General features: G+C 59.3%; 15 protein-coding genes. 10 read left to right on the plus strand and 5 right to left on the minus strand.

Features of this window, described 5'->3' with window-relative positions; translation table 11 throughout:
• The first annotated feature begins 66 nt into the window (after positions 1-66).
• The 6 genes from ftsZ to mutT all read left to right on the plus strand — a co-directional run bounded on the left by ftsZ (position 67) and on the right by mutT (position 8,463).
• The gene (ftsZ, locus tag ACXAF3_RS14555) at positions 67-1,284 is read left to right on the plus strand and encodes a cell division protein FtsZ (protein WP_475113041.1); all 1,218 of its coding nucleotides are present in this window, start codon (positions 67-69) and stop codon (positions 1,282-1,284) included.
• Between the two features lie 372 nt (positions 1,285-1,656).
• Complete coding sequence (gene lpxC / locus ACXAF3_RS14560; RefSeq protein WP_475113042.1) at positions 1,657-2,568, plus strand: UDP-3-O-acyl-N-acetylglucosamine deacetylase; 912 nt, start codon at positions 1,657-1,659, stop codon at positions 2,566-2,568.
• A 257-nt stretch (positions 2,569-2,825) separates the two neighbouring features.
• Positions 2,826-3,761, plus strand: a complete 936-nt coding sequence (locus ACXAF3_RS14565; RefSeq protein ID WP_475113043.1) for a M23 family metallopeptidase — start codon at positions 2,826-2,828, stop codon at positions 3,759-3,761.
• Between the two features lie 178 nt (positions 3,762-3,939).
• Positions 3,940-6,687: a preprotein translocase subunit SecA gene (gene secA / locus ACXAF3_RS14570; RefSeq protein WP_475113044.1), complete on the plus strand. Its 2,748-nt coding sequence runs from the start codon at positions 3,940-3,942 to the stop codon at positions 6,685-6,687.
• 152 nt (positions 6,688-6,839) lie between these two features.
• Complete coding sequence (gene argJ, locus ACXAF3_RS14575; RefSeq protein WP_475113045.1) at positions 6,840-8,042, plus strand: bifunctional glutamate N-acetyltransferase/amino-acid acetyltransferase ArgJ; 1,203 nt, start codon at positions 6,840-6,842, stop codon at positions 8,040-8,042.
• A 10-nt stretch (positions 8,043-8,052) separates the two neighbouring features.
• Positions 8,053-8,463, plus strand: coding sequence for an 8-oxo-dGTP diphosphatase MutT (mutT, locus tag ACXAF3_RS14580; RefSeq protein WP_475113046.1), 411 nt, complete (start codon positions 8,053-8,055; stop codon positions 8,461-8,463).
• A gap of 116 nt (positions 8,464-8,579) precedes the next feature.
• Here mutT and yacG read toward each other — a convergent pair whose 3' ends face one another.
• From yacG to pilB, 5 genes are all read right to left on the minus strand, one after another.
• Positions 8,580-8,789, minus strand: a complete 210-nt coding sequence (gene yacG / locus ACXAF3_RS14585; RefSeq protein WP_475113047.1) for a DNA gyrase inhibitor YacG — start codon at positions 8,787-8,789, stop codon at positions 8,580-8,582.
• Positions 8,790-8,794: 5 nt separating this feature from the next.
• Positions 8,795-9,406 carry a dephospho-CoA kinase gene (gene coaE, locus ACXAF3_RS14590; protein ID WP_475113048.1) on the minus strand — a complete coding sequence of 204 codons (612 nt, stop codon included), beginning with the start codon at positions 9,404-9,406 and terminating at the stop codon, positions 8,795-8,797.
• A gap of 195 nt (positions 9,407-9,601) precedes the next feature.
• On the minus strand, positions 9,602-10,486 hold the full coding sequence (locus ACXAF3_RS14595; protein WP_475113049.1) for a prepilin peptidase: 885 nt from the start codon (positions 10,484-10,486) through the stop codon (positions 9,602-9,604).
• A 5-nt stretch (positions 10,487-10,491) separates the two neighbouring features.
• Positions 10,492-11,703, minus strand: a complete 1,212-nt coding sequence (locus ACXAF3_RS14600) for a type II secretion system F family protein (protein ID WP_475113050.1) — start codon at positions 11,701-11,703, stop codon at positions 10,492-10,494.
• 140 nt (positions 11,704-11,843) lie between these two features.
• Complete coding sequence (pilB, locus tag ACXAF3_RS14605; protein ID WP_475113051.1) at positions 11,844-13,556, minus strand: type IV-A pilus assembly ATPase PilB; 1,713 nt, start codon at positions 13,554-13,556, stop codon at positions 11,844-11,846.
• Positions 13,557-14,038: 482 nt separating this feature from the next.
• Between pilB and ACXAF3_RS14610 the strand changes: the two genes are divergently transcribed.
• The 4 genes from ACXAF3_RS14610 (at position 14,039) to ACXAF3_RS14625 (ending at position 18,694) form a co-directional block, all read left to right on the plus strand.
• Positions 14,039-14,470, plus strand: a complete 432-nt coding sequence (locus ACXAF3_RS14610) for a pilin (protein WP_475113052.1) — start codon at positions 14,039-14,041, stop codon at positions 14,468-14,470.
• Positions 14,471-14,525: 55 nt separating this feature from the next.
• Positions 14,526-16,451, plus strand: a complete 1,926-nt coding sequence (locus tag ACXAF3_RS14615; RefSeq protein ID WP_475113053.1) for a hypothetical protein — start codon at positions 14,526-14,528, stop codon at positions 16,449-16,451.
• Positions 16,448-17,311 carry a glycosyltransferase family 2 protein gene (locus tag ACXAF3_RS14620; RefSeq protein ID WP_475113054.1) on the plus strand — a complete coding sequence of 288 codons (864 nt, stop codon included), beginning with the start codon at positions 16,448-16,450 and terminating at the stop codon, positions 17,309-17,311. The genes ACXAF3_RS14615 and ACXAF3_RS14620 overlap by 4 nt, the downstream gene beginning before the upstream one ends.
• 96 nt (positions 17,312-17,407) lie before the next feature.
• Entirely contained in the window at positions 17,408-18,694 is a 1,287-nt protein-coding gene (locus ACXAF3_RS14625) for an oligosaccharide flippase family protein (protein ID WP_475113055.1), read from the plus strand.
• Positions 18,695-18,827: the final 133 nt, after the last annotated feature.

The raw sequence follows: 18,827 nt of genomic DNA on the forward strand, positions 1-18,827 counted from the left end.
CCCCTGGCAGAGGAATTTTAGGGACCGAATTATAAATTTTGACATGAGCAAAAAAGGGGAACAGAGATGTTCGAACTAGTCGATAGCGTACAGGACAAGCCTGTCATCAAAGTGATTGGTGTCGGCGGCGGCGGCGGCAATGCGGTGAAGCATATGATTGCCAGCGAAGTGGAGGGCGTGGATTTTATCTGTGCCAATACCGACGCCCAGGCGCTGAAAGACATCCAGGCGCGCACCATTCTGCAGCTGGGTAACAATATCACCCGCGGCCTCGGCGCCGGCGCCAATCCGGATGTGGGCCGCCAGTCCGCACTGGAGGACCGCGAGCGCATCGCCGAAGTACTGCAGGGCGCCGATATGGTGTTCATCACCGCCGGCATGGGCGGCGGCACCGGTACCGGCGGTGCGCCCATCGTCGCCGAGATCGCCAAGGACCTGGGCATCCTGACCGTGGCGGTGGTGACCCGCCCGTTCAAGATCGAAGGGCGCAAGCGCTCCGTGGTGGCGGAAGAGGGTATTCTCGAACTGCGCGACAAGGTCGACTCCCTGATCACCATCCCCAACGACCGCCTGCTGGAAGTGCTCGGCAACAAGATCACGATGAAGGCCGCCTATAAAGAGGCCGACAATGTGCTGCTGGGCGCCGTGCAGGGTATCGCCGACCTGATGATCCGCCCCGGCATCATGAACGTGGACTTCGCCGACGTGCGCACCGTGATGTCCGAGATGGGCATGGCGATGATGGGCTCCGGCTCCGCGGTGGGTGAGAACCGCGCCCGCGAGGCGGCGGAAAAGGCTGTGCGCAGCCCGCTGCTGGACAACGTCAATTTGCAGGGCGCCCGCGGCATCCTGGTGAACATCATCACCGGCAGTGAAGAGGGTGGCTGCCAGGAGCTGACCCTGGGCGAGTACTCCGAAGTGGGTGAAATCGTGCAGGAGATCGCCTCCGACGATGCCACCGTCGTGATCGGCACCGCCGTGGACGACAAGCTCGGCGACGAGATGCGTGTGACCGTGGTCGCCGCGGGTCTCGGCGAGGGCGTGCAGCAGGCCGCGCGCCCGACCAAGGTGGTGGACAACACCCGCCGCCCGCAATTGCACGAGGGGCGCGAGGCCCGCGAGAGCCAGGGCAATCCGGCCGGCCTGTCCGCGCGCGAAGCCGCCGACGGCCGCCCGCGCGTCGACAGCGAGCGCCCGAAACGCCCGGCACCGGCGCTGAACCCGGCGGATACCGATATGGAGTATCTGGATATCCCCGCCTTCCTGCGCCGCCAAGCGGACTAGCGGCAGCTGAACCGCCGCGCCAAGCGGCGTATACACCGCTCATGTCCACCGGCCATCCCCTGCGCGCGGGGCGGCCGGCAATTGCCGCGACGGCGGGCGGTTCAGAGGCTGACCAATTGGTCGGAAATGTTGTTAACCCGGGCATGTCCCGGGTTAACAATATTTAACGGCGAATTTGCAGCAGTGCGCCTTACAATGCAGTCAAAGGTACTGGCGTGGCGCAGCAGTCTTCGCGCTGAGCTATTCTGAAAACATGGGGCGACGAAGCGAAATGACCGTCAGTCCAAAACTGGTTTTGGCGTAATATTTCTGCTATGATCGCCGGCTCGCTGCGGCTCCTGTGCCGCCCACCGACGGGGAAAAGACAGTTTCATGATCAAACAGCGCACTCTCAAGAATGCTATTCGCGCCACCGGCGTAGGTCTGCACACCGGCAAGAAGGTCGTTCTGACCCTGAAGCCGGCGCCTGTGGACACCGGCATTGTGTTCCGCCGGACCGACCTGGATCCGGTGGTTGAGATCGAAGCCCGGGCGGAGAATGTGGGCGACACACTGCTGTCCACGACGCTGGTCAAAGACGACGTGCGCATCGCCACCGTCGAGCACCTGCTGTCCGCGATGGCGGGCCTCGGCATCGACAACGCGATTGTCGAGCTGTCCGCCCAGGAAGTGCCGATCATGGACGGCAGCGCCGGTCCCTTCGTCTTCCTGATCCAGTCCGCTGGTATCCAGGAGCAGTCGGCGCCGAAGAAATTCCTGCGCATCAAGAAGCCGGTGACCGTGGAGGAGGGCGACAAGGTGGCCAGCTTCCTGCCGTTCAACGGTTTCAAGGTGTCTTTCACGATCGACTTCGACCACCCGGTGTTCCAGGGCCGCAATCTGTCCTCATCGGTGGACTTCTCCAGCACCTCCTTCGTCAAGGAGGTGAGCCGCGCGCGCACTTTCGGCTTTATGCACGAGATCGAGTACCTGCGCTCCAAGGGGCTGGTGCAGGGCGGCAGTGTCGACAATGCCATCGTTATCGACCAGTACCGTATTCTGAACGAGGGCGGGTTACGCTACGAAGACGAATTTGTTAAACACAAGATCCTGGACGCCATCGGCGACCTGTACCTGCTGGGTACCAGCCTGATCGGCGAGTTCAAGGCGCACAAGTCCGGTCACGCGCTGAACAACAAGTCCCTGCGCACCCTGATGGCGCGGGAAGATGCCTGGGAGATGGTGACCTTCGAAGACGAGCAGGAAGCGCCGATTTCCTACGTCAAGCCAATACTGGCTGTCTGAGCCAGAGTGCAAAAGCCGGCGCGAGAGTTGCCGGCTTTTTGCTGTCTGGCGATCCGAATTTGTGGGGGCGAGACTGGCTCCGCGCCTCCAAAATGTGCGTTCGTAACAATTTTTGTCAGTCGGCCGGTGTTACATTGGATAGGTTGGTCGGCTGAACTGCCATTGGAAAGGCGTGAGAGTGAGTCATGGAAGCGGTTATCCGGACTTCGCAACAGAGCTAACGAAAACAACAAACTGTCGAATTTCACGCGCCTGTTATGAAAGTAATTCTAGTCAATGAACGCGGCGGTACACGCAGTTTCAGCTTTGGCGGCCTGAGCAGGGCGCTGCTGGGCCTGTGCCTGCTCGGCCTGCCCGTCGGCGCCTTTCTGATCGGCGCCAACCTGCCGGTGGCCGAAACCGATGTCTTCGACTCCCGCACCGCCAAGGCCTGGAGCAAGGCGCTGCGCAAGCAGCAGCAGCAGATAGAGGCGGCGGATCGCGAGGCTCGCGAGCAGCTGACCGCGCTGACGGTCAAGCTGGCGGAAATGCAGGCGCGCCTGACCCGCCTGGACGCACTCGGCGAGCGCCTGACCATCGCGGCCAAACTCGATGAGGGCGAATTCCAGTTCGGCAGCGCCCCGGCGCTGGGCGGCCCGGAAGACCCCGGCATTGCCGGCGCCTCCGAACTGCCCTATCAGCCGCCGGAATTCCTCGAGGTGATCGACGAACTGTCCGAACAGATCGACGACCGCCAGATGCAGCTCAACACGCTCGAGACGCTGCTGGCCAAGCGCCAGCTGCAGGACGAGCAGTTTATCGCCGGCCGCCCGATCAGCCGCGGCTGGATGTCCTCCCGCTACGGCTATCGAACCGATCCCTTCACCGGCCGCCGTACCTGGCACAAGGGCGTGGATTTCGCCGGCAAAATGGGTTCCGAAGTGGTCTCCGTCGCCGCCGGCGTCGTGACCTGGGCCGAGGAGCGCTACGGCTACGGTCAACTGGTGGAGATCAACCACGGCAACGGCTACACGACGCGCTACGGTCACAACAGCGAGATCAAGGTCAAGCTGGGCGACGTGGTCAAGAAGGGGCAGGTAATTGCGCTGATGGGCTCCAGCGGCCGCTCCACCGGTCCCCATGTGCACTTCGAGGTGTACAAGAACAACCGCCCGGTCGACCCGGCCACCTATATCCGCCGCACCGGCAGATAACATCTATCCTCAATACTGCGCCACCACTGGCAATCCCCCGAGCGCGCCCGCGGCTTTGGGGGAGTTGCTAGTCGTGGCGCCTTCCTGTTTACTTGCACCCCTCATTCACTCGAGCGTTGGTGTCGAATTCCCCGGCCCAGGGCGGGCCGCGCAAATAAGATTAAGTGGTTTCTAGATAATGATTGGCAAACTGATTAAATCGGTCTTCGGTTCAAAAAATGACCGCGAGCTGAAACGCATGCGCCGCGTAGTGGCGAAGGTCAACGCGCTGGAGGAGGACTACCAGAAGCTCGACGACGCCGCGCTTAAGGCCAAGACGGACGAGTTCAAGAAGCGCCTGGCCGACGGCGAAACCCTGGACCAGCTGCTGCCGGAGGCCTTTGCCGCGGTGCGCGAAGCCAGCCGCCGCACCCTGGGACTGCGCCACTTCGACGTACAGCTGATCGGTGGCATGACCCTGCACGAGGGGCGCATCGCCGAGATGCGCACCGGTGAGGGCAAGACACTGGTCGCGACACTGCCCGCCTACCTGAATGCGCTGGAAGGCAAGGGCGTGCATATCGTGACCGTGAACGACTACCTGGCGACGCGCGACGCCAACTGGATGCGCCCGGTGTACGAATTCCTCGGCCTCAGTGTCGGCGTCATCGTGTCCCAGCAGCACCCGGAGGAAAAGAAGGCGGCCTACCAGGCCGATATCACCTACGGCACCAACAACGAATTCGGCTTCGACTATCTGCGCGACAACATGGTACTGCGCAAGGAAGACCGGGTGCAGCGCCCGCAGAACTTCGCCATCGTCGACGAAGTGGACTCCATCCTGATCGACGAGGCGCGCACGCCGCTGATCATCTCCGGCGCCGCCGAGGACTCCTCCCACCTGTACCTGGCCATGAACCAGCTGGTGCCGAAACTGCAGCGCGCGGAAGAGGGCGGCGAGGGCCACTACACGGTGGACGAAAAGACCCGCCAGGTGGAGTTGACCGAAGACGGCCACCAGCTGATCGAAGAGCTGTTGTCGCGCAGTGGCCTGATGAAAGAGGACGAGTCCCTCTACGCGCCGGGCAACCTGGGCCTGCTGCACCATGTGCACGCGGCGCTGCGCGCCCATGTGCTGTTCCACAAAGACGTGGACTACATAGTGCAGAACGGCCAGGTGGTTCTGATCGACGAGCACACCGGCCGCACCATGCCCGGCCGCCGCCTTTCCGAGGGCCTGCACCAGGCGCTGGAGGCGAAGGAGAAGGTGCAGATCCAGAGCGAGAGCCAGACCCTGGCCTCCACCACCTTCCAGAACCTGTTCCGCTTCTACCCCAAGCTGGCCGGCATGACCGGCACCGCCGACACAGAGGCGTTCGAATTCCAGCAGATCTACGGCCTGGACGTGGTGGTCATCCCGACCAACAAGCCGGTGCAGCGGGAGGACCTGAACGACCTGGTCTACCTGACCAAAGAAGAGAAGATGGAAGCGATCATCGAGGACATCAAATACTGCCGCGACAAGCAGGCCCCCGTCCTCGTCGGCACCGCCTCCATCGAGACCTCGGAAGAGATGTCGCGCCGGCTGCAAAAGGCCAAGATCGAGCACCAGGTGTTGAACGCCAAGTACCACGAGCGCGAGGCGCAGATCATCGCCCAGGCCGGCCGCCCGGGCACCGTCACCATCGCCACCAATATGGCCGGCCGCGGTACCGATATCGTGCTCGGCGGCAACTGGGAGGCCGAGGTCAACGAATTGCGCGAGAGGGAGGGCCGCGAGCCCACCGAAGACGAGATCGCGAAGATCAAGGCCGATTGGCAGAAGCGCCACGATACGGTCATTGAGGCCGGCGGTCTGCACATCATCGGCACCGAGCGCCACGAGTCCCGCCGCATCGACAACCAGCTGCGCGGCCGCGCCGGCCGCCAGGGCGACCCGGGGGTGACCCGCTTCTACCTGTCGCTGGAAGACAATCTGATGCGTATCTTCGCGTCAGACAGGGTGAAGAACTTTATGCAGATGCTGGGCATGGAGAAGGGCGAGGCCATAGAGCACCGCATGGTCTCCAATGCGATCGAGAAGGCCCAGCGCCGCGTCGAGGGCCGCAACTTCGATATCCGCAAGCAGCTGCTGGAATACGACGACGTCGCCAACGACCAGCGTCAGGTGATCTACAGCCAGCGCAACGAGCTGCTGGAGGCGGACAATATCTCCGACACCATCGCCGCCATCCGCGAGGATGTGGTCAACGAGATTATCTCCGGTTTCGTGCCGCCGCAGAGCGTCGAGGAGCAGTGGGATATCCCCGGCCTGGAGAAGCAGCTGGCCGGCGAGCTGGGCCTGCAGCTGCCGATCCAGCAGTGGCTGGACGAGGACCGCACCCTGCACGAGGAGAGTCTGCGCGAGAAGATAGTCTCTGCCGCCCAGGAGGCCTACCAGGCCAAGGTGGCGCGGATCGCCGAGTCCTCCGGCGACCCCAACCTGATGCCGACGGTCGAGCGCCAGATCATGCTGCAGGTGCTGGACCAGCTGTGGAAGGAACACCTGTCCAGCATGGACCACCTGCGCGCCGGTATCGGCCTGCGCGCCTACGCCAACAAGAACCCCAAGCAGGAGTTCAAGCGCGAGTCCTTCCACCTGTTCCAGAGCATGCTCGACAATCTCAAGCACGAGGTGGTGCGCATCCTCGCCCACGTTGAGCCGATGACCCGCGAACAAATGGAGGAGATGGAGCGCCGCCGCCTCGAACAGCAGCGCAAGCAGCAGCTGGAACTGCAGCACGCCCAGGCCTCGGCCATCCCCGGCGCCGAGGCCGCGGAACAGGCGCAGCCGATGCCGGAGCGCCGCGGCCCCAAGGTCGGCCGCAACGATCCCTGCCCCTGCGGGTCCGGCAAGAAGTACAAGCAGTGCCACGGCAAGCTGGCCTCTTCCACCTCCTCAACCTGATCGCCCCCCCGTTTCCCCCTCTCCCACTTGCGGGAGAGGGGATGGGGCGAGGGCCCGGACCCAGGGCCCGCCGTAGGATGGGCAGAGCGCAGCGTGCCCATCAAAGGACGCCGATGGGCCGCTGCGCTCCGCCCATCCTGTGAATCACATTCATGCCCAAAGACACTCTTCCCCAGATTCCAGGCATCCGCCTCGCCAGCGTTCCGGCCAGGATCAAGAACTGGCAGCGCGACGACCTGCTGCTGATCGAGATCGGCGAAGGCGCATCCGTCTCCGCCACCTTCACGCAAAACGCCTTCTGCGCCGCCCCGGTCACCGTTGCGAAAGAACATATCCGCAGCGGGAATATCCGCGCGCTGCTGATCAATGCCGGCAACGCCAACGCCGCCACAGGCGAACGCGGCCTGAGCGATGCCCGCGCCTGCTGCGCGGCCGTGGCCGAGGCACTGGATATCCGCGCGGAACAGGTGCTGCCGTTCAGCACCGGCGTGATCGGCGAACACCTGCCGCTGCAGAAGATCGTCGAGGCGATTCCGTCCGCCGCGGCAGCGCTGAGCGGCAACGGCTGGGATAGCGCCGCCCGCGCGATCATGACCACGGACACGCGACCCAAGACCGCGAGCCGCAGCGTCGACATCGGCTCAGAGCAGATCCGTGTCGCCGGCATCGCCAAGGGCGCCGGCATGATCCAGCCGAATATGGCCACCATGCTCGCCTATGTCGCCACGGATGCGGCCATCGCCCAGCCGCTGCTGGACGAACTGGTCAGAGAGGCGGTGGATGAATCTTTCAACCGCATCAGCGTCGACGGCGACACCTCCACCAACGACGCCTGCGTGCTGATCGCCAGCGGCGCCACCGGCCCGCGCATTGACGACCCGCACAGTGCCGACTACCGGCGGCTGAAGGCCGCGATCATCGAGGTGCATATCGAGCTGGCCCAGGCCATAGTCCGCGACGGAGAGGGCGCGACCAAGTTCGTGACTGTGCAGGTCCGCGGCGCCAGCAGCCGCGAGGAGGCGCTGCGCGTGGCCTTCGAGGTGGGGGAGTCCCCGCTGGTCAAAACCGCCCTCTACGCCTCGGACCCCAACTGGGGCCGCCTGGTTATGGCCGTAGGCAACGCCGGTATCCAGGGGCTGGATACTTCGCGGGTGAATATCTATCTGGACGACGTGCAGGTGGTCGAAGCCGGCGGCCGCGCGGTGGGCTATACGGAGGAGGCCGGCGAGCGGGTCTTCTCCAGGCCGGCGTTCACTATCGCCGTCGATCTCGGCCGCGGCGACTGCTGCGAACATATCTGGACCTGCGATTTTTCCCACGAATATGTCACGATCAACGCCGAATACCGGACCTGAGGCGCAGTCGATGGGCGAAGTGATCCATGTGGCCGTGGGTGTGGTGCGGCGCGCCGACGGCAAGATCCTGATCGCCCGCCGTCCCGAGCATCTGCATATGGGTGGCCGCTGGGAATTCCCCGGCGGCAAGGTGGAAGAGGGCGAGACGGTGCAGCAGGCCCTGGCGCGGGAGCTGCGCGAAGAGGTCGCGATAGAGGTCATGGACTTGCAGCCGCTGGTGGAAGTCCGCCACGACTACCCGGAAAAGACGGTGCTGCTGGACACCTGGTGGGTCACGAGTTTCGAAGGCGAGGCGCACGGCCGGGAAGGGCAGCAGACCGCCTGGGTGGCAGTGTCAGACCTGGACCAATACCAGTTCCCGGACGCCAACCGGGAGATTATCCAGGCCATCCGGGCTGCGGCTCCCCCGGCTCCCCTGTAGGAGCGGCCGTTGGCCGCGATCCCGGGAACGCCCCACGGCAAGCGGGCCGCAGGCCCGCCGTAGGAGCCTGCCTGCAGGCGAATGGCCGGAGATCGTCGGGAGAAGGGCAATAGTCCTCAATGCCGGGTCTTGGACTGATCCAACTCCCCACTCAACACATCGTCAAAAGCCGGCTCCCCCGGAATCTTGTGCCCCTCGCTGGCCCACTCCCCCAGATCGATCAATTTACAGCGCTCGCTGCAGAAAGGCCGGTGCGGGAATTGCGCGTTCCACTCGATCGGTTTCTTGCAGGTGGGGCAGTTGAGGGTGGGGGTATCTTTCGCCATAAACTTCACTTCTTCGATGCTGCCAGTTGCAGGTACTTCCGGTGCAGCGGTTCTATCTGCGCCTTCAGGTTCGCCATGTCGCCGGCATTGTCCAGCACATCGTCCGCCCTGGCCAGCCTTTCGGCGCGCGGCAGCTGCGCCGCCATTATCTTGCGGATCTGCTCCGGCGCGCTGTGATCCCGCCCGCTGGCGCGCTCGACCTGAAGCTCTTCCGGCAGATCCACCACGCAGATCCTGTCCACCAGCTCATGTTGCCCGGACTCGATCAGCAGCGGCGACTCCAGAATCCCATAGGCGCTGCCGCTGGCCTCGAGCGCCCGCACTATCTCCCCGCGGATCAGCGGGTGCAGCAATCCCTCCAGCCACTTGCGCTCGTCGGCGTTGTCGAACACCAGCCTGCGCAAGCGCGCCCGATCCAGTTCGCCGTTTTCCAGCAGCACCCCGGCACCAAAGTGCTCGGCAATCTTCGCCAGCGCCGGCTGCCCCGGCTGCACCACCACCCGAGCCGCCCAGTCCGCATCCACAACATCGATACCCAGCGCCCGGAAACAGTCCGCCGCCGCCGACTTGCCGCTGCCGATACCACCGGTCAACCCAACAGTAAACACAGTCTCCATCCCCTCCTGTAGGAGCGGCCCACGGCCGCGATCAATCCCGCCCAAAACCACTGCATACGCGGATCATATCGGACCCAAACTGCGGCGGCGAAGCTTGTGTTCGCCCGCCCAGGCCGGCTGCAAGCAAAAAAGGCGGACACCCGGCCCGCCCTTTCAATCTGTGCGCAGAAGTCTGCTTGCAGGCGCACAACCGCGCTACGAACCCAGCCCGGAATAATTAAGATACCAGCCCACTATCCGATCCCCCCACAGCATCGCGATCCACCCGGCCCCGGCCAGATAGGGCCCGAATGCGATCGGCAGATTCCTGTCCCGGCCGGCAATCACACTCCAGCTCAGCCCGGCCACGGCGCCGACGGCCGCGGACAGCAGTATCACCAGCGGCAACATCTGCCACCCGAACCAGGCGCCGATCGCGGCGAGAATCTTGAAGTCCCCGGCCCCCATACCCTCCTTGCCGGTCACCAGCTTGAAGATATGGAACACCGACCAGAGCGCCAGGTAGCCGGCCATGGCCCCGATCACCGCGTCGGCCAGCGGCACGAAGACGCCCCAGAGGTTGATCAGCAGCCCGGCCCACAGCAGCGGCAGGGTGATGCCGTCCGGCAGCAGCTGCTTGTCGAAGTCGATACCGGTCAGCGCCACCAGCGCCCAGGTAAACCCGCAGCCGGCCAGCGCCTGCCAGCTAAAGCCCAGCTGCCAGACGACGATCGCGGTCAGCAGCCCGGTCACCAGTTCCACCAGTGGATAGCGCTTGGAGATGGCGGTGCCGCAGAAGCCGCACTTGCCCCCCAGCAGCAGGTAGCTGACCAGCGGCACATTGTGCCAGGGCTTGATTTCGGCATCGCAGTTGGGGCAGTGGGAGTGGGGCAGGATCAGGTTGAAGGGTTCGTCCAGCGCCTTCTGCTCGGCCGGATCCGGCTTGGTGCCGAAATAGCTGTAGAAATCGCGTTTGTATTCCCGCTCCATCATGATGGGGAGGCGGTAGATAACTACGTTCAGGAAGCTGCCTAACAGCAGGCCTAAAACAAAAGCGCTGCCCAGGAGCAGCGCTTGGTAGGAGAGTAGCGTTTCAACCATTGCGCTTATACAACCTGGCCCAGCTGGAAAATCGGCAGATACATGGCGATCATCAGCCCGCCGACCAGAATACCCAGCACGGCCATAATCATCGGCTCCAGCAGGGTCGTCAGATTGTCCACCATATTGTCAACGGCTTCTTCGTAGAAATCCGCCGCCTTGCCGAGCATTTCATCCAGTGCGCCGGACTCCTCACCGATCGCGGTCATCTGTACCAGCATGGTTGGATAGAGGCCCGAAGAGCGCATGGCCGCGTTCAGAGGGATACCAGTGGCGACGGAGTCGCGGATCCTTAAAGTGGCCTCTTCGTAAAGGCTGTTACCGGTAGCTCCGGCGACGGACTTGAGCGCATCGATCAGCGGCACACCGGCGGCAAAGGTCGTGGACAGGGTGCGCGCATAGCGTGCGGAAATCGAGTTGTAGGTGATAAGGCCGAGAATTGGCAGCTTCAGGATCAGGCGGTCGAAGAATTCGGCCACCTTCTTGTTGCGCTTTTTCGCCTCTAGGGTGCCGCCAATACCGACGACAACGGCAATCAACGCGATAAACCAGTTGGCCTGCATCCATTCCGACATGCCGACCACCATCTGGGTGAATGCCGGCAGATCGGCGCCGAAGCTGGAGAAAGTCTCGGCAAATTGCGGAACCACCTTGATCAGCAGTATAGAGGTCACCACGATGGCGACGACGATCACCGCAATCGGATAGGTCATTGCCTTCTTGATCTTGGCCTTCAGTGCCTCGGTCTTTTCCTTATAGGTGGCGATTCGGTCCAGCATCGTTTCCAGCGCACCGGACTGTTCACCGGAAGCCACCAGGTTACAGAAGAGATCGTCAAAATAGAGAGGATGCTTGCGCAGCGCATCGGCAAAGGCGGTACCGGAAGCGACATCGTCGCGGATCTTGAAAACCAGGTCTTTAACGCCCTGATTGTCCAGGCCGTCGGCGACAATTTCAAAGCTCTGCACCAGCGGTACGCCGGCCTTCATCATCGTGGCCATCTGGCGGGTAAAAAGGGCAATATCTGCCGGCTTGACTTTCTTGTTGCCACCAAAGAGTGGTTTCGGCTTTTTCTGTACCCGGTTGGCAATAATGCCCTGGCGGCGCAGTTGCGCCTTGATCAGCGCCGGGCTGGTGCCGTTGATCTCTCCTTCGACCTTGTTGCCTTTATTGTCTACTCCCTTGTAGACGTAGGTGACCGCTGCGGCATTGGCCATGGTTGTTCCCGTTTTGTTATTGCTTCGTCAACGTGATGGGCAGGCTGCGCTTTGCCCATCCTACAAGTTACTTGTTCGCTTTTCCGCACCCGTAGGATGGGCAAAGGAGCGAAGCGACGTGCCCATCAGTTAAGGATGCATCAATCTTTGGTAACCCGGTTCGCCTCTTCCAGGCTGGTGATACCCATCACCACCTTGCGCAGCGCCGAGGTGCGCAGATTGTTGAATCCCTCTTTGCGCGCCTGGTCGGCAATCTGAATCGAGTTGCCGCCCTCCATTATAATTCTGGAGATGCCGTCGGTGATGCGAACTACTTCATAGACCCCCACGCGGCCCTTGTAGCCCTTGCTACAGTGCTCACAGCCCACCGGCTGGTAGATATCCCACTCATTTTTCGGAATCGTCACCGCATCGAAGCCCTCCTCCTTCAGCACTTCCTCCGGCAGTGTGGCCGGCTTTTTGCACTCGTTGCACAGGCGCCGCGCCAGGCGCTGGGCGATGATCAGGCTGACCGAGGTGGCGATATTGAATGAAGGCACACCCATATTCATCAAGCGGGTCAGTGTCTCCGGCGCCGAGTTGGTGTGCAGGGTGGAGAGTACCAGGTGGCCCGTCTGCGCGGCCTTGATCGCGATTTCGGCCGTCTCCAGATCGCGGATCTCACCCACCATCACGATGTCCGGGTCCTGGCGCAGGAAGGAGCGCAGGGCCTCGGCGAAGTTCAATCCGACCTTAGGCGAAACATTGACCTGGTTGATACCCTCCAGGTTGATTTCCACAGGATCTTCCGCGGTGGAGATATTGCGCTCCGGCGTATTGAGGATATTCAAGCCCGTATAGAGGGAGACCGTCTTGCCGGAGCCGGTGGGGCCGGTGACCAGAATCATGCCCTGGGGCTGGGCCAGCGCGTCCAGGTAGAGCTTCTTCTGATCGTCCTCATAGCCCAGTGCATCGATGCCGAGCTTGGCGGAGGAGGGGTCCAAAATCCGCAGTACTATCTTTTCGCCCCACAGCGTCGGCAGGCTGTTGACCCGGAAGTCGATCGCCTTGGTCTTGGACAGCTTCATCTTGATACGGCCGTCCTGGGGTACCCGCCGCTCGGAGATATCCATCTTTGACATCACCTTCAGGCGCGCGGCCAAGCGGGTGGCCAGCTGTATCGGGGGCTTGGCCACTTCGTGCAGCACGCCGTCGGTACGGAAGCGCACCCGGTAGCTCTTTTCGTAGGGCTCGAAGTGGATATCCGAGGCGCCGGTGCGGATCGCATCCAGCAGCACTTTGTTTACAAAGCGTACAACCGGGGCCTCGTCGCCGCCCAGGTCGTCGTCATCCCTGCGCTCGGTTTCGCCACCTTCCACGTCGAGGGAATCCAGCTCCTCGTCGTCCATGCCCTCGAGACCGGCCCCCATATCAGTGCTATCGGAGAGGTAGCTCTCGATGGCCTTGGCCAGCTTGTCCGCCTCCACCAGCACTGCCTCGGTATTGAGGCCGGTGTTGAAGTTGATCTCGTCCAGCCCGGCGAGGTTGGTGGGGTCGGCGACCGCGACGAACAGCCGGTTGCCACGCTTGTACAGCGGCAGGGCAAAGTGCTTGCTGATCAGTTTTTCGTCAACTACGTCCTTGGGGATCAGATCGAAGTTGTAGCTGCCCAGATCAAACAGCGGCGAGCCGAATGCCAGGGAGGCGATACTGGCCAACTCGCGGCTCTTGACCAGCTTGGCCTCCACCGCGTGTTGGGCAAAGGTCTGGTTCTCGCGCTTGGCCGCCTTGGTGGCGGAGATGGCCGTGGACTCGTCGAGAACCTGGTCGGCCACCAGCCGTTTGGCCAGGCCGGAAAGTTGGCTAACGCTCATAGGAAATGGTACCGCTGCGATAGTGTCTGCTTATTTTTTGATCTTCTGCTGCGTGTCGCCCCGGTTCCCCACCTGTAGGAGCCTGCTTGCAGGCGAATCCGAAGGGGCGAACACCACGCAATCCCGCCAATATAGCGAAATCAAATGCCACAGCCAAACCCCTGAGGTTCCCGCCCTGCATCTCGTCGTATGAGGGGAGTGGGCGCGGTCAGGCAGGCGGAAAACAGTTTGTTTCGGGTAGTACTAAGTCTGTCAGCATCTGACACTTTTTGTCAGCAAGTGAGCCGGAAAGCAACTGGCGAAAGTGGGTGGTTAATTAACAGGCGCTCCCGATGTGACTTACCTCCCATTCGTTCAGCTGGGAGGGATTTTCGCGCTTGCCACAATTGGCACAAAGCTTGTATCTTGTTCCGCGACTTCCTCACGGGATGCTCTCCCTTACGGGATTCACCAAACCAAAAGTCTGTATGGAGACGGTTACAATGAAAAAGCAACAGGGTTTTACTCTTATTGAATTGATGATCGTGGTTGCGATCATCGGTATTCTGGCTGCGGTGGCGTTGCCGGCTTACCAGGACTACACCGCTCGTGCCCAGGTTACCGAAGCGGTAAATTTGATGGGTGGGCTGAAAAGTACTGTCACGGAAATTTATACCACTGAAGGCAAGTTTGACGATGCGGATAGCGGTTCTAAAGGCATTCCTGCGAAAGCTGATGTAAAAGGCGACAATGTCCAGGAAGTTGAGGTGGTTAACGGTGTGATTACCGCAAAAATGGCATCTGCTGGAGTTGCTGAGGCGATTCAAGGTAAAACGCTTTCTATGAGCCCTGTGACCAATGCGGGTTCCATTGATTGGGTCTGCAAGAAAGGTACCATTGACGACAAGTATCTGCCCTCGGAATGCCGTGCTTAAGTTGAGCTAGTAGGTATAAAGCCGCCCCGGTTTTCCGAGGCGGCTTTTTTAGTGGATGAAGAGTAAAGCTGTTTTCTATTCTCTTGCCGTGCCTCTGTTGTGGCCGCTGACAGTACTATTGGTAGTAAGTTTATACTTGCGAGGTGTGGGAGGCCCTTTTCTATTTGATGATTTTGCCAATCTGGACGCGTTGGGTGCCTATGGCGGTATCGATGATTGGGAAAGTCTTTGGTTATATCTGTCGCAGGGAGACAGCGGTCCAACAGGGCGTCCTCTCGCATTACTCAGCTTTCTGATCGACGATAATGGCTGGCCTTCGAATCCCGGCGGTTTCAAGTACACCAATATCCTAATTCACGCCTTGAATGGTTGTCTGCTGTTCTGGTTATTGCACCGAATTCTAGATCAAAAGTCTCTCTCGATTTCTGATCGGCAGCGCTTTCCGATCGTGTTTCTGGCTGCCTTCTTATGGCTGTTCCATCCCTTATTTGTGTCAACAGTTCTTTATGTCGTTCAGAGAATGGCGATGCTTGCCACAACTTTTGTGCTGGCCGGGCTGTTGAGTCATGTTTACTTCCGCTCTTTTGTCAATTCGAAGCCGGCCCTTGCCTATTGGGGAATGACGTTTGGACTGGGCTTTTGGGGGGGGCTGGCCTTATTGAGCAAGGAAAACGGCGCTCTGCTGCCGGTTCTGGTCTTGGTCCTGGAGTTGACTATCTATGCAAACTCGGCACAGCTGAGGCGCTTATGGAAGTTCGTTTTCCTGGAGCTGCCGACGCTATGTATCTTTGCATATTTGACATATGTTCCGTTAAAGAATGGTCTCTTTTCCGATTGGCCCTCCAGAGGATTTTCACCTTATGAGCGATTGATTACAGAGTGCCGAATTCTCTGGGAGTATTTGTTCCACCTGTTTACGTTTCAAGGAACAGAGCGTGGTTTGTTTCATGATGGGTATCGTGTTTCAACATCATTGATATCTCCGCCATCGACCATTTTTTCTGTGGTCGGAATTGTATTGCTTGGCGCTGTTTCTATTTTGCAGAGAAAAACATGGCCATTGTTTTCCTTTGCATTTATGTTTTATTTGGCAGGTCACTTGGTGGAGTCCACGGCTATTGGTCTGGAGTTGTACTTCGAACACCGGAATTACCTCCCATCAGTATTTTTATTTGTGCCAGTTGCTTGGGCGTTCATGAAGGTTGGGAGGTGGCTGAAACCTGTCGTACTTTCTGTGTTGTGCATGGTCGTAGTCCTACTTCTTCTTGTTCGGGTTGACCTTTGGAGTAGCCATGCTTCCTTGGCTTTGGCGTGGGCCAAGGAGGCACCGGAATCCATTAGGGCTCAGCGCTCTGCGGCAATCGCTTTGACGCAAGCTGGGCTCCATGCGGAGGCTCTATTCCTACTTGATAAGGCGTATGCAGTTCATCCTGGCAGTCATGCTCTATTGATGCATAGGATTCTAGTTAAGTGTTCATTAGAACGAGATATCGAGAAGGATAAAGAGTTGTTGGTTAGCATCTCGGGGGAAGCGCCGTTTAACCCAAAGTTGACAAACTTAATGGAAGTTTTTATCGGCTCTGCAAGGGGGCGGGAATGCCCGGCGCTGGATCTGAACTATGCGAGCCAATTCATCGTGGCGCTTCTGGATAATTCCACGGCCATAGAGTCTGGTGGGTTTCGTCATCAGTTGTACTATTTTTTGGGAAGGGTTCGGTCCCACGAAAATAAAGTTGTTGAAGCGAGTGACTATTTCGCGCGAGCGATTTCGTTAAGGCCCAAGGTGGGTGTATTTATGCAGGCAATAGCTATTCTGGCGTCAGATGGGCATTGTGAGGCTGCTTTAGGGTTGGCGAGTCAGTTTAAGGATGCTGTTATTTTTAATGGCAGTCTATCAGGCCCGGCTAGGGAATATTATCAAAGAGAGTTTGTGTTTCTCCTGGATCGGATCAGAAGCAACTGTAAGGCTGCTCTCAAATGAAGAAAAAGGTTAATTTAAGTATCGTAATTCCAGCAAAAAACGAGGCTGACAATCTCAGAAAGTGGCTACCTCGCCTGGTAGCTTGGGGAGAGTACGATGAGCTAATCGTTGTAGATGATGGTTCCGATGACGAGACGGGGGAGGTGGCAGAAGCTCATGGTGCCCGGGTTTACCGGCACCCGCACAGCATGGGCAATGGTGCGGCGATAAAGCGCGGATTTCGCGAGGCTAGTGGGGATCTGGTGGTTTTTATGGATGCTGACGGCCAGCATCAGCCCGAGGATATCCCAAGGCTTTTGGCCATCTTGGAGGGTGATGGTGCTGATATGGTCGTTGGGGCTCGTGATGGAAGTGGTCAGGCGAATGCGGGGCGTCATTTGGCCAATGCTTTTTACAATCGATTTGCAAGCTTTGTTACTGGTTATAAAATTGATGACTTGACCTCTGGTTTTCGTGTGGTAAGAGCTGAAAAATTCCGGCATTTCTTGGATCTCTTGCCCAATGGGTTTTCGTATCCAACCACAAGTACCATGGCTTTTTTTAGAAGTGGTTACCTTGTTCGCTATGCTCCAATAAAAGTTCAGAAGAGGTCCGGGAAGAGTCATATTCGGCCGCTCAGGGATGGGGTACGTTTTCTGCTTATTATTTTCAAGGTGGCAACTCTGTATTCACCGCTGAAGGTGTTTTTGCCGATTGCGGTTCTATCTTTCCTTTTGGGGCTTGGTCGTTACTTGTACACATACCTGGAAATGGGCACCTTTACCAATATGTCTGCTTTGTTGATGGTCTCTGCGGTACAGATTTTTTTGGTTGGGTTGGTGTCTGAGCAAATTACCGCCTTGATGTATAAAGATAAGTGATAAACTTCAACCTGTATGTCAAAGAGCGATTGATGCCATCCGTTGCATGCTCTGATGTACTGTCCTGAGCTAAAATGCTGCTGCCATGGGAGCTTGATGACTGGTCTTAGACACCTTTTCGCCTGGCGGCCCGGTAACCTAGCCAAGGGCACTCTCGCCATGACCACCGGCATGGGTTTGCGCATGCTTGGCCAGGTGGGAGTTTTTTTTATAGTCACCCGTGTGCTCGGTGTCGAGGCTTACGGTGCCTATTCGGCAGTGCTCGCTTTGGCAATGACCTTTGGAGGTTTTGTCGGTCTGGGCGTATCCATGATCATGCTGCGTGACACGGCGCGCGATCCCAGGCTGTTCTCCGATAGCTGGGGGCGTACCCTCGCCGCGCTGCTAGTCACTGCACCGTTAGTGTTGATTATCTACTTGCTGCTGGCTTGGGTGATACTGCCCAACGAGATTCCTCGGGGAGTCATCGCCTGTATTGGAGTCGCAGAAATTGTGTTCGCGCCGCTCGTGCTGGCTGCAGTACAGGCCTATCAGGGGCTCGAACGCATCGGTCGTGCAGCACGCTTGGTACTTGTCCAAGTTTTGCCGCGGCTCGCTGCTGCGCTGATGCTGCCGTTTATGCTCCTATCGCCGTTGTTGGGGCCATTGGATATATGGGGGGTAGCCTACCTACTGGCCGCCGCTGCCTCAGCAGGCTATGCGCTTTGGCAGTTACAGCGTGATTTCGACTTGGTTGTCTGGTTCCAGTGGCACGGCCTCGCCCGCGCAATAAGAGATGGTTGGCCTTTCTCTGTCGTTGGTGTGACACAGAAGGTATATCTGGACATCGACAAGATTATGCTCGCTCGTTTTGCCTCCTTGCAGTCGGTTGGTGCCTACTCTGCCGCTTATCGCCTCGTGGATATAGCGGACGTACCGTTGACCTCATTTTTTGCTGCCGCTGCGCCACGTTTCTTTCAAGCTGGTAGCGGTGGGGTGCGCAGTGCCGTTCGCTATGCATTGCATGTGTTGCCTTTGCCTCTGGTGTACGCATTGGTCATGACGACAGCGCTTTATGCGTTTGCGCCAGTGTTACCCGTGTTGCTGGGGGCAGACTATGCGCCTGCCGTAGAGGTGCTGCGCTGGCTGGCATGGTTGCCGTTGCTGGTGACCCCAAGACGTTTCTTGCAAACGGCTCTTGGCGCCAGCGGACGGCAGCGAGAGAGTGTGATAGTCCTAACTTTCGGTGCGGTGCTCAATGTCGCTTTCAATCTATGGCTGATTCCACTTTGGGGATTGTATGGCGCGGTGGTTGCGACCTATGCGGCGGAACTTGCTATGAGCGCTTTCATGCTTACATTGATTGTGCGGACGGTGTTTATAAAACGTGGTGGTGCGCACTAGTGCTAGCGTGAATCTGCGGGTAGTGTAGTGGCATAGTGAATTTGGCCACCTGATTTTGAGTGATATTATCACTCTCAACGAAGATCAGGTGAATAAATGACCACCACAAAAAGAAGATTTAGCCCGGATTTCA

Source organism: Microbulbifer sp. ABF4_143 (assembly GCF_056160225.1).